14 protein-coding genes are annotated in these 13,750 nt (G+C 61.6%); 6 read left to right on the plus strand and 8 right to left on the minus strand.

What is annotated here, in order from left to right; all coding sequences use genetic code 11:
- The first annotated feature begins 449 nt into the window (after nt 1-449).
- Entirely contained in the window at nt 450-1,130 is a 681-nt protein-coding gene (gene ung / locus ACVDHI_RS08055; protein WP_323907652.1) for a uracil-DNA glycosylase, read from the plus strand.
- 160 nt (nt 1,131-1,290) lie between these two features.
- The gene (locus tag ACVDHI_RS08060) at nt 1,291-1,836 is read left to right on the plus strand and encodes a hemerythrin domain-containing protein (protein WP_041212588.1); all 546 of its coding nucleotides are present in this window, start codon (nt 1,291-1,293) and stop codon (nt 1,834-1,836) included.
- 96 nt (nt 1,837-1,932) lie between these two features.
- Here ACVDHI_RS08060 and ACVDHI_RS08065 read toward each other — a convergent pair whose 3' ends face one another.
- Both ACVDHI_RS08065 and tal read right to left on the minus strand, forming a co-directional pair.
- On the minus strand, nt 1,933-2,112 hold the full coding sequence (locus tag ACVDHI_RS08065) for a DUF3545 family protein (RefSeq protein WP_010673858.1): 180 nt from the start codon (nt 2,110-2,112) through the stop codon (nt 1,933-1,935).
- A 180-nt stretch (nt 2,113-2,292) separates the two neighbouring features.
- Nucleotides 2,293-3,243 carry a transaldolase gene (tal, locus tag ACVDHI_RS08070; RefSeq protein ID WP_447211946.1) on the minus strand — a complete coding sequence of 317 codons (951 nt, stop codon included), beginning with the start codon at nt 3,241-3,243 and terminating at the stop codon, nt 2,293-2,295.
- A 725-nt stretch (nt 3,244-3,968) separates the two neighbouring features.
- Between tal and ACVDHI_RS08075 the strand changes: the two genes are divergently transcribed.
- The 4 genes from ACVDHI_RS08075 to yidZ all read left to right on the plus strand — a co-directional run bounded on the left by ACVDHI_RS08075 (nt 3,969) and on the right by yidZ (nt 9,240).
- The gene (locus tag ACVDHI_RS08075; RefSeq protein WP_010673860.1) at nt 3,969-5,399 is read left to right on the plus strand and encodes an alanine/glycine:cation symporter family protein; all 1,431 of its coding nucleotides are present in this window, start codon (nt 3,969-3,971) and stop codon (nt 5,397-5,399) included.
- Nucleotides 5,400-5,578: 179 nt separating this feature from the next.
- Entirely contained in the window at nt 5,579-6,730 is a 1,152-nt protein-coding gene (gene blaMOX / locus ACVDHI_RS08080; RefSeq protein ID WP_323919106.1) for a CMY-1/MOX family class C beta-lactamase, read from the plus strand.
- 292 nt (nt 6,731-7,022) lie between these two features.
- A complete protein-coding gene (locus tag ACVDHI_RS08085; protein ID WP_447211947.1) occupies nt 7,023-8,189 on the plus strand; it encodes an MdtL family multidrug efflux MFS transporter in 1,167 nt (388 codons plus the stop codon).
- A gap of 10 nt (nt 8,190-8,199) precedes the next feature.
- Nucleotides 8,200-9,240 (plus strand): HTH-type transcriptional regulator YidZ, encoded by a 1,041-nt coding sequence (gene yidZ / locus ACVDHI_RS08090; RefSeq protein ID WP_104455511.1) that lies wholly within the window; start codon nt 8,200-8,202, stop codon nt 9,238-9,240.
- Here yidZ and ruvX read toward each other — a convergent pair.
- From ruvX to ACVDHI_RS08120, 6 genes are all read right to left on the minus strand, one after another.
- Nucleotides 9,237-9,659 carry a Holliday junction resolvase RuvX gene (gene ruvX / locus ACVDHI_RS08095; protein WP_010673863.1) on the minus strand — a complete coding sequence of 141 codons (423 nt, stop codon included), beginning with the start codon at nt 9,657-9,659 and terminating at the stop codon, nt 9,237-9,239. The two genes, yidZ and ruvX, sit on opposite strands and share 4 nt — an antisense overlap.
- 83 nt (nt 9,660-9,742) lie before the next feature.
- Entirely contained in the window at nt 9,743-10,297 is a 555-nt protein-coding gene (locus ACVDHI_RS08100; protein WP_010673864.1) for a YqgE/AlgH family protein, read from the minus strand.
- Nucleotides 10,298-10,451: 154 nt separating this feature from the next.
- Nucleotides 10,452-11,402, minus strand: coding sequence for a glutathione synthase (gshB, locus tag ACVDHI_RS08105; protein WP_069651516.1), 951 nt, complete (start codon nt 11,400-11,402; stop codon nt 10,452-10,454).
- A gap of 119 nt (nt 11,403-11,521) precedes the next feature.
- A complete protein-coding gene (gene rsmE, locus ACVDHI_RS08110) occupies nt 11,522-12,253 on the minus strand; it encodes a 16S rRNA (uracil(1498)-N(3))-methyltransferase (RefSeq protein ID WP_104455513.1) in 732 nt (243 codons plus the stop codon).
- A 129-nt stretch (nt 12,254-12,382) separates the two neighbouring features.
- On the minus strand, nt 12,383-13,075 hold the full coding sequence (locus ACVDHI_RS08115; RefSeq protein ID WP_039040144.1) for an endonuclease: 693 nt from the start codon (nt 13,073-13,075) through the stop codon (nt 12,383-12,385).
- A 73-nt stretch (nt 13,076-13,148) separates the two neighbouring features.
- The gene (locus tag ACVDHI_RS08120; RefSeq protein ID WP_039040145.1) at nt 13,149-13,688 is read right to left on the minus strand and encodes a SprT family zinc-dependent metalloprotease; all 540 of its coding nucleotides are present in this window, start codon (nt 13,686-13,688) and stop codon (nt 13,149-13,151) included.
- Nucleotides 13,689-13,750 lie beyond the last annotated feature (62 nt).

Consider the following 13,750-nt stretch of genomic DNA (forward strand, 5'->3'; position numbering starts at 1 on the left):
TCAATAAAATCCCATTTTGCGTGCATTGAAAGGGATTAAATCATTGAGTTGAATCAAAAACAGATCATTTTTCTGTTTTTGTAAGATATATGAATTATGCATTTTTTATTATTCATATCTAGTAATTTAACTACACCTTCATGGTTTATTTCTGGCGTCAGCGAAAACCGGCCTGCCCATGAGGCTTGTCCGAAGGACGTCCTGTTATTCTTGTGTCGACGCAGCCCCGGTCATTGCCCGTGAACGCCACCACTTCCCAGGCTGGTAAGGCTGAGCCTGACCTCCATGCGGTTGCGTCTTGGGGGCGAGGACCCTATCCTGAGCCCCTTGCTCTATTGACCGAGGAGATAGCGGTGCCAAGCTGGACAGAAGGCGGGGAGTGGGGAGAGGGAGAGGCTGGCATGCCAGCCAGGATGGAAGGAGTGGATTCGCAACGAGAGGAGACGGGTGTGCTGACCTGGAAAGATGTGATTGGTTCGGAGAAAGAGCAGGCGTATTTCATGGACACCCTGGCCACCGTCAGGGCCGAGCGGGAGGCGGGCAAGGTGATCTATCCCCCGGCGACCGAGGTCTTCAATGCCTTCAAACTGACCGAGCTGGATGACGTCAAGGTGGTGATCCTGGGGCAGGATCCCTATCACGGCCCGGACCAGGCGCACGGCCTCTGTTTCTCCGTCTTGCCCGGAGTGCGCACGCCGCCGTCCCTCGTCAACATCTACAAGGAGATGCAGCGGGATCTGCCGGGTTTTGTCACACCCCATCATGGCTTCCTGGAATCCTGGGCCAGACAGGGAGTGCTGCTGCTCAATACGGTGTTGACGGTACAGGCTGGCATGGCGCACTCTCACGCCCACCTGGGGTGGGAGACTTTTACCGATCGAGTCATCGAGCGGATCAATGCCCATTGCCAGGGCGTCGTCTTCCTGCTGTGGGGCGCTCATGCCCAGAAGAAAGGGCGCTTCATCGACCGGTCGCGCCACCATGTGCTGAGCGCCCCCCATCCCAGCCCGCTCTCTGCCCATCGCGGTTTCATCGGTTGCGGCCACTTCTCCGAGGCCAATCGCCTGTTGGTCCTGCAGGGACGCAGTCCCATCGACTGGCTCTCGGTCTGCGCCGATCCGGCGGCCTGACGTCGTAAATGCACAGGGGAAATGGTCTCCCCTGTGCCCTCTGTGGTGAGAGGCTGGTGCAGCCGCTGTCTGCATCCGACTTGATTGAGTGCAAAGTTCAGGCAATAAATGACCGTATACTCGAGACAGACGTTTTCTCATTTCAGTGCAAGGAGTGCCCATGTTATCCAGTCTGCATAAGGACCACCTCAACATCACCCGGTTGCTGACGCTGCTCAAGCAAAAGCTGGCGGCCATTCGCAATGAGCAGCCGGTGAGCTACTTCCTGCTGCGGGATGTGGTGGATTATCTGCGCGAGGTATCCGACAAGTACCACCACCCGAAGGAAGACATGATTTATGACTACTACCTGAAATACAGGGTGGTGGAGGGGGAGGTGGCCAACCGGCTGCACGAGGAGCACGCCCGTCTGCTGGATGCAGGGACCGAGCTCAAGGAGATGGTGGAGATGATCCTGATGGATGCGGTCATCCCGCTGGATCAGTTCGTGGCCCGTCTGGAGCAGTTCATCGAGCAGCAGGAGGCGCACATGAACTATGAGGAAGGGGTCATCTTCCCCCATCTGCGCGACTCCCTGACCGAGGATGACTGGCGTCATCTCGAACAGCTCTGGCAGAACCGGGCCATCAATGATCCCCTGTTCGGGGCGGAGGTGAGCCAGCATTTCCAGGCGCTGGCCAAACAGCTCTCGCTGCCTGCAGCCTGACAGGAGGTTCACCCATAAAAACAGCGCCCCGGTCAATCCGGGGCGCTGTTTTTATGGCTCCACTCGCTGGAGTGAAACATGGGCGACGTGGGCGTATCAGAGCTCCAGGTCGTCCGATCCTTCATAGGCGATGTCGATGGCCTGCAGCTCCTTTTGCAGGCGGTGCTTGTCTTTAAGCGCCTCAATCTCACGCCATTTGCGTTTTTTTCCCGTTGTCCCGCGGCTACGTGAACCCAGCTCAACGACCTCGTCAAAATCGAAGTTGAACATGTCCATGGCTCCCTCCTTGGTTTTATGGTTTTCACCATCCGTATAACACGACGCCTTTGAAAATAAAACGTTTTTATGACGAAGTTGTGACAACCGGAAACAGGCACAAAAAAACCGGGCTGCCCTTGCGGGAGCCCGGTTTTTGCAGCGCCACTTCGCTCTGTGAAAGCCGTGTGGCGAGCGGCCTTACAGGTGGCTTGCCAGCATGGTTTCCAGCTTGCCCTGGTCGATGGCGAACAGGCGGATGCCTTCCCCCAGTTTCTCGACGGCCATGGCGTCCTGGTTCAGCTCCCAGCGGAACTCGGCTTCGGTCATCGGGGCCGGTTTGGCTGTGCGCTCGCCGGTGTAGTCCAGCTTGCGCACCACGGTGCCTTCGGCCTTGCTCAGCTCTTCCAGCAAAGCGGGGCCAATGGTCAGGCGGTCGCAGCCGGCCAGTTCCAGGATTTCGCCGGTGTTGCGGAAGCTCGCGCCCATGACCACGGTCGGGTAGTCGTGCTGCTTGTAGTAGTTGTAGATGGCGGTGACGGAGACCACGCCCGGATCTTCACTGGCGGTGTAGTCACGGCCGTTCTTGGCCTTGTACCAGTCGAGGATGCGGCCCACGAAGGGGGAGATGAGGAAGGCGCCGGCTTCGGCACAGGCGCGGGCCTGGGCGAAGGAGAACAGCAGGGTCAGGTTGCACTGGATACCCTCTTTCTCCAGCACCTCGGCGGCACGGATCCCTTCCCAGGTGGAGGCCAGCTTGATCAGGATGCGATCATTGCTGATGCCGGCTTCGTTGTAGAGGCGGATCAGCTTGCGGGCCTTGGCGATGCTGGCGTCGGTGTCGAAGGAGAGGCGGGCGTCCACTTCGGTGGAGATGCGACCCGGGACGATTTTCAGCACTTCGAGGCCGATGTTGACCGCCAGCTTGTCGCCTGCGTCGATGATTTGCTGTGCCTTGTCCTGGCTCTGGGATTTGGCCCAGGCAATGGCGTCCTGGATCAGGGCTGAGTACTCGGGGATCTCGGAGGCCTTGAGTACCAGAGAGGGGTTGGTGGTGGCATCGATGGGCTGGTAGCGCTTGATGGCTTCGATGTCGCCGGTATCGGCAACCACTGTGGTCAGGGCTTTCAGCTGGGTCAATTTATCGGCCATGGCAAATATCATCTCTTTATGAGGGAGCAATCCCAGGGTGGCGGGCATGAGACGGCAGTTCTGAAATTAAATTACAAAATCCCGGCGGCTCAGGCTCAGAAAGGGGCGATGGGCAGGCCCCATCGTCATTGCCTGCCTAATTAATACGGATGTGGCGCATCCTGCAATAGGGGGGCTTGTATGCGAATCAGCCAGGTGGTGAAAGCGGTACCGGCTGTCTGGTGAAAGTGTTTGATAAAAAACGAGTTTTATTCATGGTGTGGCGGCTGGCTCCGACATGGAAAAGCGCAATTATTTTGGTGAATTCATGAATTTGTGCGGTATGTCACATAAATAGTTCTGTCAGCTACTTGAAATTTAATTACGTGTAAAACGTTTTGCGTTACAACCCCTTGCCGATGAGGCATGAGAAGCAAACGCTTGTCTCCCTGATGTCGTTTCACTCAGCGGTTTTTACCCCCATGGGATGAGCTGTAAAATGGTTCTCTATTGGCTCTAATTTGTAAGGGCGCTGGGTAGCGCATCAATTTTTGTTGATTTATTGCGTGCTAAATGAAGCTTTTTTGCATCAAATTGCTCGTTTTTTGTCTCCCCAGTGAGCCCTGTCACTATTCTGAATTCCCTCCCTATGCTAGATTCCGCCCCTTCGGCGCAATGCTGGTTCGGAAATTGACAGAGAGCGGTCAGCGCAGACTGGCCATGGATGTGATAACAACGAGAGAATTATGGACACCTTGATTGCAATGATTAACGACCTGATGTGGGGAGCCGTGCTCATTTACCTGCTGATCGGGGTCGGTATCTTCTTTACCTTCCGCCTGGGCTTTATCCAGATCCGCCACTTCGGCCACATGTTCTCGGTCCTGCGCAACAGTCGCAAATCCGACAGCGCCGGCATCTCCTCCTTCCAGGCTCTGTGTACCAGCCTGGCGGCTCGCGTCGGGACGGGCAATCTGGCCGGTGTGGCCGTCGCCATCTATCTAGGTGGCCCTGGCGCCGTCTTCTGGATGTGGCTGATTGCCTTCATCGGCATGGCCACCGCCTTCGTGGAAAGCACCCTGGCCCAGCTCTACAAGGTCAAGGACGAGGACGGCAACTACCGGGGCGGTCCCGCCTACTACATGGAGCGCGGCCTCGGCATGCGCTGGATGGGGGTGGTCTTCTCCCTCTGCCTGCTGCTGGCCTTCGGTCTGGTGTTCAACGCGGTGCAGGCCAACTCCATCAGCCTGGCCATGAACGTCGCCTTCGGCATCCCTGACTGGGTGAGCGGTCTGGCCCTGGTGGTGCTCTCCGGCCTCATCATCTTCGGCGGCATCCGCGGCATCGCCCGTTTCGCCGAGCTGGTGGTGCCCTTCATGGCGCTCGCCTACATCCTGATGGCGCTGTTCGTGGTGGCCATGAACATCAGCGAGCTGCCCGGCGTGCTGGCCCTGATCATCAAGTCTGCGTTCGGCATCGAGCAGGCGGGTTCCGGCGCCATGGGCTATGCCATCTCCCAGGCGATGATCAACGGCATCAAGCGCGGCCTCTTCTCCAACGAGGCGGGCATGGGCTCTGCCCCCAATGCTGCCGCCACCGCCACCCCCTATCCGCCGCACCCGGCCTCCCAGGGTTATGTGCAGATGCTGGGTGTCTTCCTCGATACCATCGTCATCTGTACCTGTACTGCCGCCATCATCCTGATGTCCGGCCAGTTCGAGCCGGGTTCCGGTGTGACCGGTGTCGAGCTGACCCAGCGTGCGCTCTCCTCCCAGGTGGGCGGCGGTGGCAACATCTTCATCGCGGCGGCCATCTTCTTCTTCGCCTTCACCTCCATCGTGGCGAACTACTCCTATGCGGAGACCAACCTGGTGTTCCTCGAGCACAACCACAAGGGCGGCCTGATGCTGTTCCGGATGTTCGTGCTGGGCATGGTGATGTTCGGCTCCGTGGGCGAGCTGCCGACCGTGTGGGCTCTGGCGGATGTCTCCATGGGGCTGATGGCCATCGTCAACCTGGTGGCCATCCTGCTGCTCTCCGGCGTCGCCATCAAGCTGGCCAAGGACTACAACGACCAGCTCAAGCTGGGGCGCGTCCCCACCTTCGATGCCAACAAGTACCCCGAGCTGCGCAGTCAGCTGGAAGAGGGGATCTGGGACAACCCGGGCAAGAAATAAGCCCGTGTTGCAAGGTGATTGAAGGGGAGCCATGGCTCCCCTTTTTCATGGGTAAAAAGAGGGGGCGGCTTCACACAGACTTCACAGAGCCTCATCGGCAGCACACCTCGCGGGACTATGCTGGGCTCATCACTCGCCGCCATGGCGATACCTTGCTAACGACAGTCAGGAGACATGCAATGCAACAACGACAATCCATCCTGTGGGGCGCTCTGGCCACCCTGATGTGGGCCGGTCTGGCTCATGCCGGTGACAAGGCGGCGACCGATCCCCTGCGCCCCGTGGTGGATGCCAGCATCCGGCCGCTGCTCAAGGAGCACAGGATCCCGGGCATGGCGGTGGCCGTGCTCAAGGATGGCAAGGCCCACTATTTCAACTACGGTGTGGCCGATCGGGAGCGCGCGGTCGGTGTCAGCGAGCAGACCCTGTTCGAGATAGGCTCCGTGAGCAAGACCCTGACCGCGACGCTGGGGGCCTACGCTGTGGTGCAGGGGGGCTTCGAGCTCGATGACAAGGCGAGTCTGTTCGCCCCCTGGCTCAAGGGATCCGCCTTTGACAACATCACCATGGGGGAGCTGGCTACCTACAGCGCGGGCGGCTTGCCGCTGCAATTCCCCGAGGAGGTGGATTCGCTCGAGAAGATGCAGGCCTACTACCGCCAGTGGACCCCAGCCTACTCGCCGGGTTCCCATCGCCAGTACGCCAACCCCAGCATCGGGCTCTTTGGCTATCTGGCGGCGAGCAGCATGAAGCAGCCGTTCGATCGCCTGATGGAGCAGACGATCCTGCCGGGGCTTGGCCTGTACCATACCTACCTCACTGTGCCCGAGCAGGCCATGGGGCACTACGCCTACGGCTACTCGAAGGAGGACAAGCCGATCCGCGTCACTCCCGGCATGCTGGCGGACGAGGCCTACGGCATCAAGACCAGCTCGGCGGATCTGCTGCGCTTTGTGAAGGCGAACATCAGCGGGGTGGATAATGCGGCCATGCAGCAGGCCATCGACCTGACTCACCAGGGCCAGTATGCGGTGGGGGAGATGACCCAGGGACTGGGCTGGGAGCGTTACGCCTATCCCGTCAGCGAGCAGACGCTGCTGGCGGGCAACTCCCCGGCGATGATTTACAATGCCAACCCGGCGGCGCCCGCGCCCGCTGCGGCAGGGCACCCTGTGCTCTTCAACAAGACCGGCTCGACCAACGGCTTCGGGGCCTATGTGGCTTTCGTGCCGGCCAAAGGGATCGGCATCGTCATGCTGGCCAATCGCAACTACCCCAACGAGGCGCGCATCAAGGCGGCTCACGCCATCCTGACGCAACTGGCCAGGTAATGGTGCGCCGTCGCTGAGCCTTGAGGGCACGCCGCATCGCGGCGTGCCCGTTACCTCGGACCCGCCCCCTCAAGGGCGACCTGGCAGGGGGCGGGTCGATGAACATGCCAGTCCGGACCTCTCCTGCGGGAGATGTCCGGATTGGCATCCACCGAGTGCCATCTCGTCACTAGGCCCCGGCAGGCCGCCCGCTCTATAGTGCCCGGCATCTTCCTCTGCTTTTGCAGGATTGAGTTGTCAATCTCGCTGACAGCGCACCTGTGATGGTGAAACCTGCTGCTATGGAGCCTTCATGGGTATGTTTCTGCTGTGTACTTTTCTGATGATCATCCTCTATCCCCTCGGGATCGATCTCTATCTGGTGGCCGTGCCCCGCATTGCGCAAACCCTGCAGGGGAGCGAGGCGCAGATCCACACCGCTTTTTCCATCTATCTGCTGGGCATGGCGGCTACCGTGCTGCCGGGGGGCATGCTGGCGGATCGCCATGGCAGGCGCCCCGTGGTACTGGGGGGCACCCTCATCTTCGTGGTCGCCTCCCTGGTGGCGGGGGAGGCGACCGGCATCGCCCAGTTTTATCTGGGGCGTTTCTGGCAAGGGGTGGGCGCTGGAGCGCTCTACATCATGACCTTCACCGTGCTGCGGGATGTGCTGAGCCAGGCGCGCCTCGCGATGGCCCTCTCCCTCATCAACGGCGTGATCTGCATCATTCCGGTGCTGGCTCCCGTACTCGGTTATCTCATCCTGTCGCACTTCGAGTGGCGCGGCATCTTCGTGGGCATGGCGCTGGTGGCTGCCATCAGTGCCCTGGTCAACCTGCGACTGCTCAAGGAGACCCGCCCCGCCCGCCAGCCTGCGGGGGCATCGCCGCTGGCCCTGCTGGGCATGGCCCCCTTCATGCTGCGCGCCTTGCTGACCAGCGCCAGCGTGACCGCCATCCTGGTCTATGTGAGCGTCTCGCCCCTCGTCCTGATGACCACGTTCGGCCTGTCTCCCGAGCAGTACACCCGGCTGATGATGGCGATGGCCGGGGTGAGCATGTCCGCTTCCTTCCTGACCCCCTTGCTGCTGCGCTGGCTCGGCAAGGCAAGGGTGCTGGCGCTCTCCCACCTCGCCTACCTGCTGGCCTTGCTCGCCCTGCTGTGCAGCAGCGGGCCCGAAGGCGGCCTGTCCTGGCTGCTGGCGGGGTTTTCCCTGGTCTGCATCGGGTTTTCCTGCGGGTTCGGGGTGGCGATGGGGGAGGCGCTGGATGTGTGCGGGGATCAGGTGGCATCGGCCAGCGCCCTGCTCTGCATCATGCAGATAGGGTTGTCCGGGCTCTTCATCTGGGGGATGGGCCATCTGGGGATGCCTGCGTTCTGGATGCTGATCCTGGCACTCCTGCTGGCGCTGCTCGGTTACCTGGTGGTCAAGGTGCTGCTACCATGGCGTGCGGTACGGCGAGTACGGGCTCGGGGATAGGAGAGACGCGATGCGCAATCTGGGTGAACTCGATTTGAACCTGCTGGTGGTCTTCAGGCACCTGATGCAGGAGCGCAGCGTGGCGGGGGCGGCCAAGAAGCTGTGTGTCACCCCGTCGGCGGTGAGCAAGGCGCTTGGCAAGCTGCGGGACTGGTTCGGGGATCCCCTCTTCGTGCGCGTGCGCCAGGGCTTGCAGCCGACCAATCTCTCCCTGACCCTGGCGGAGGAGCTCAAGACCTGGTTCCAGCTCACCGAGAGCATCAGCACCCTCAACAGCGAGGCGATCCCCGAGGGGGCCCGCTTCAGTCTGGTGATGGAGTCCCCCTTTGGCATCAGCTTCTTGAGTGAGCTGCCCACGACCATCTACCAGAAGTACCCCCACTCCGTGGTCAGAATGTTGGGCTGGGATCACCACTCCCTCAACGACATCGTCAACGGGGAGGCGGATCTCGGCTTCTGCGCCCGGGAGACCCACGGCCGCTCCCATGCCAGGGTCAACCGGCTGCCCTATTACATCGATCACGAGGTGCTGTTCTGCGATCGTCCCGTGGTGTTCCTGCGCAAGGATCACCCCTTGCTCGGGCAGACGTGGTCGCTGACCCGCTTTCTGGCCTGCCCCCAGGTGAGCGTGGTGTGGGAGGCCAGCGACAGCTGGGCACTGGACGATCTGCTGGAGGACGAAGGCCACAGGCGGCAGGTGCCCATCATGGTGGCGAGCTTCGAGCAGGCGCTGCATATCGCCGCCCAAAAGAGCCACGAGCTGATCGCCGTGGTGCCTTCATATTGCGCGGACTATGCCGCCAGACATCACCCCGACCTCATCCCCATGCCGTTGCCGCTGGAAGAGTCTCTCTATGCCCAGCTGGAGATCGCCTTCATCCTGCTGTGGCACAAGCGCCACAATCAGGATGCCAAGGTGATGTGGTTGCGGGGGGAGATCCGGCGGCTCTATGGCCTGGCCGCGGCGGGGATGACGCGTTTTGCCTGGGGCGGGCCCATGGAGAGCGGGGCGGCGAAAGAGAAGCAAGGGGGAGGAGGCTCCCCGGTTTAGTCGTACTGCTCTTCCATCCAGGCTTCGACGATGAGCTGGGCGGAGACGCCGTCCACGCTCCCCTTGTCCAGCGCCTTGTAGCCGCCACGTTCAAACAGGCGGGCGCGGGCATCCGTGGTGGTGAGCCGCTCGTCCTTGAACTCCACCGGCTTGCCGAAGCGACCGTGCAGGCGATTGCCGAACTTGCGAGCTCGCACCGTGATCTCCTGGTCCGTGCCATCCATGTTGAGCGGCAGACCGACGATCAGCAGATCCGGTTGCCACTCCTTGATCAGCTTCTCTATCTCGTCCCAGTTGGGGATGCCGTCGTTGGCCTTGAGGGAGCGAAGGGGTCGGGCGCTGCCCGTGAGCTCCTGGCCGATGGCGACACCGATGCTCTTGGTGCCGTAGTCAAAGCCCATGATGCTGCGTGATGACATGGGGTCTCCTCGAAATGGATGGATAAATGAAGGGGGAAGACCCCTCCCTGTCTCCCCCTGCTCGTGGGGGGAGGGCCGGGGTGTCAGCTATGGCCCACCTGGCTGGAGAGGTGCAGGGGGTTGACCCCAATGCTCGCGGCGGCTTGCTGCCAGCGCAGGTGGATGGGGGTATCGAAGACCAGCTTGGGATTGGGGGGGATCACCAGCCAGGCGCCATCCACCAGCTCCTGCTCGAGCTGGCCTGCACTCCAGCCGGCGTAACCGAGCGCCACCAGCCAGTGGTCCGGCGCCTCGTCGGTGCCCAGGGTCTCCAGGATGTCCTTGGAGGTGGTGACCATCATCTCGTCGCTCACCTGCAGGGTGGAGTTGAAGCCCGGGCGGAAGCTGTGCAACACGAAGCCGCGATCCCCGTGCACCGGCCCCCCCTGCAACACCGGCTGTTTCATCTCGGCGGTGGCGGGGGGATTGAGGTTGAGCTTGGTCAGCATGGCGTCCAGGGACATGTCGACCGGAATGTTGACCACCAGTCCCATGGCGCCTTCGCTGCTGTGTTCGCACAGATAGACCAGGGAGCGCTGGAAATAGGCGTCCGTGAGGCTCGGCATGGCGAGCAGAAAGTGATTTTGCAGTGTTTGCATGGAGCGTATGTATCTCTTAGCGTGCAAAGGTATTTGGGGTGATTATGGCAGTTGATGGCGGCGGGCAAAACCGCTTTTTGCCGGCAGTCAAAGGGGCCTTCACGGCCCCTTGTGTGTGTGTCCTCGCGGCGGCAACGGGTCGCTGGGCAAGGGGTCAGCGGCCCAGCCGGCGCTCGATGGCGTCCATCAGCATGCCGGTAATGGAGACGTCGAAGGCCGCCTCAATCTCGCGGATGCAGGTCGGGCTGGTGACGTTAATCTCGGTCAGGCGATCGCCGATGATGTCGAGGCCGACGAAGATGAGTCCCTTCTCTTTCAGGGTCGGGCCTACCGCGCGGGCGATGGCCCAGTCCGCGTCACTCAAAGGGCGCGCCTCACCACGGCCGCCGGCCGCCAGGTTGCCACGGGTCTCACCTTGGGCCGGAATGCGGGCCAGGCAGTAGGGAACCGGTTCACCGTCCACCACCAGCACCCGCTTGTCGCCATCCTTGATGGCGGGCAGATAGGTCTGCGCCATGCAGTACTGGCTGCCGTGAGAGGTTAATGTCTCGATGATGACGCCGACGTTGGCGTCATCCTCCTTCATGCGGAAGATGGAGGCGCCGCCCATGCCGTCGAGCGGCTTGAGGATGACGTCCTTGTGCTTGGCGTGGAAGGCACGCAGCTTGTCGGCTCTGCGAGTGACGAGCGTGGTCGGGGTGTGTTCGGCAAACCAGGCGGTGTAGAGCTTCTCGTTGGCGTCGCGCAGGCTCTGGGGCTTGTTGACGATGAGGCAGCCCTCATCCTCGGCCCGCTCCAGCATGTAGGTGGCGTAGATGAACTCGGTGTCGAAGGGGGGATCCTTGCGCATCAGGATCACGTCCAGGCTGGAGAGCGGCTGATCCACCACCTCGCCCAGCGTGTACCAGTCGGCATAGTCATATTTGACGGTGAGCGGGCGCATGGTACCGAAGGCGCGACCGGCCTCCATGTAGAGATCCTTCATCTCCAGATAGAACAGCTCGTAGCCGCGCTTTTGCGCCTCTTCGAGCATGGCGAAGCTGGAGTCCTTCTTGATGTTGATGGCCGAGATGGGGTCCATCACGATGCCGAGTTTAATGGTCATCCGAGTTTCCTTCCTAATGGCTCGATAGGGTTGTAGGGTCGATTAGCGCAGCGTAATCGGCCGTTTGAGGCTGCCATGATGTGATGCGCCACACGGCTTATCGACACCGCCAGATAGTATCAAGCGAGATCGCCAAAGCGGCACTGAAGCGCAGTAATCGCCGTCAGGGCGGCGGTTTCGGTGCGCAGCACCCGCGGCCCCAGCAGCATCTCCTTGAAATCTTCCTGCACGGTACGGGCGATCTCGTCGCTGGACAAGCCCCCTTCCGGGCCGATCAGCAGGCGCACGCCGTGCTCGGGGATGGGCAGGGTGTTGATGCTGTAAGGGGCGCGCGGGTGCAGGTTGAGCTTGAGCTCCTGAGTCTCTTCCGCCAGCCAGGCGTCCAGCTCCATCGGCATGCGCACCTCGGGCACGGTATTGCGACCGCACTGCTCGCAGGCACTGATCACCACTTTTTGCCACTGCTCGCGCTTTTTCTCCAGCCGATCGGCGGGCAGCTTGACGCCGCAGCGCTCGGAGAAGAGGGGCGTGATGCAGGTGACGCCGAGCTCCACGGATTTCTGGATGGTGAAGTCCATCTTGTCGCCGCGGCTGATCACCTGACCCAGGTGGATGGCAAGGGGGGACTCCACCGAGCGGGTCTCGCAACTGTCGATGGTCACTTCCACCGACTTCTTGCCGACGTTGGCGATGGTGGCGGGGTACTGGTGGCCGTCGCCGTTGAACAGCTCGAGCTGCTGGCCCGGCTGCATGCGCAGCACGCGGCCGATGTGATTGGCACCGTCTTCCGACAGGGCGAGGGTCTGGCCAACCTGCAGGCTGGCCGGTTCATAGATACGTGGAATGCGCATGGCTGATAGTCAGTCTCTTGCTTGGAAACCCTTCAATACCCTACTGCACGGCGGCGAGCAAGGCTCGCGAGACAGAGAGTGAAGGGATTCAGGATGAGGGGGACACTCCCCCTCCCTGGTCAAATGGGGTTATTGGCACTGCTTTTCAATGAAGGGATTGGTATTGCCCTGCAGCTTGCCGATACGGCGGTTGCGCTCGCACTCCCAGCGATCAGCCGGATACTGCCTGTCCCAGGCTTCGTAAAGCTTGCGCTGTTGGGCCGCCAGACGCAGTCCGTACTGCTGGCTCATGTAGAGGTAGGCGCGGGCGATCTGGCCACGCACCGGCCCCTTGGGCGGCTGCACCTGGCGCTCCTTGAAGTCCACCAGCATCTGGCACTTGCCGTACTGGTTCGGTTTGCCGTTCCAGTCGCTGAAGCGGAAGTTCGCCCGATCACCGTTCACCTCGCCGATGGCGGGGAAGAGGTTGTGCATGTCTCCCTCCATCCTGTTGAACTCGTCGCTCTTGCCGCAATTCTTGCGACCCCCGTCCTGCCAGCACTGGAGCTGGTGGCCGAACTCCCAGGCGGGTACCACGTGCTCCCATTCGATGCGGGAGGCCCGCTCGGCCTGCTTGCGCGGCAGGTAGCCGCAGCTCTCCCAGTCGGGGGCCATCTTCTTGCCGCTGAACTTGATGTTGCAGCCGCAGTAGAAGGTGACGGGGTGGCTCTGGTAGAGCTTGTTCAGATCCTGCTTGGCGGCGCGAAAGGTCTGGATGTTGTCGGCATGAGCCGGGGCGCTGACCAGCAGGGCCAGGCAGAGGGAGAGCAGAGGGCGAAACATGAATATCCTTGGCAATGAGACAGTTGAATGAAGTAAGCGCGCACCCTATCACAGGAGCGCGACACGGGGTGACTCAATCCGCCGTCGTGTCGCGCTGCCACACCAGGGGCTGGCGACAGCGGCGGCAGTGATAGCGGGCCTCGCCGCGCATCACCTTGTTGTGGCGGCGCACCGAGAGGGGATGCTGCTGGCAGGCGCAGGCATACACGAAGGTGCGCTGGGCCAGCACCCCCAGATCGAAGCTGTGGGTGGTGCTGGGTTCGAGGCCGAACAGCTCCCGCATCACCGACTGCCACTGGCGGCCATGGGGCAGTACCCGGCTCTTGCCGCGCCCCTCTCCCCAGAGCGCATAGACCAGCAGGTGCGCCACCTCGTGGGGCACCACTTCCCTGAGAAACGCCTGCTGATTGGCCTGATAGAGCGCCGGATTGAAACGCAGCTCCCAGGTTTGCAGCCGCGCAGACCCTGCCGCCCGGCCCCGCATGTTGCAATGGACTTGCGGGCGGGGAAAGGTGCGGCCAAGGCGCGTTTCGGCCTGTACAAAGCAGGCCTCGACGCGCGCGAGCAGCATCTCGATGAGGGCGGGGTCAAGCCGGGTGGCAGTGGCAGGCATGGGATCCTCGGGACGGACACAAAAGCAAAAGGGGAGCCAGGCTCCCCTTTTATCACAACCTC

Source organism: Aeromonas sp. 25-248, assembly GCF_053005425.1.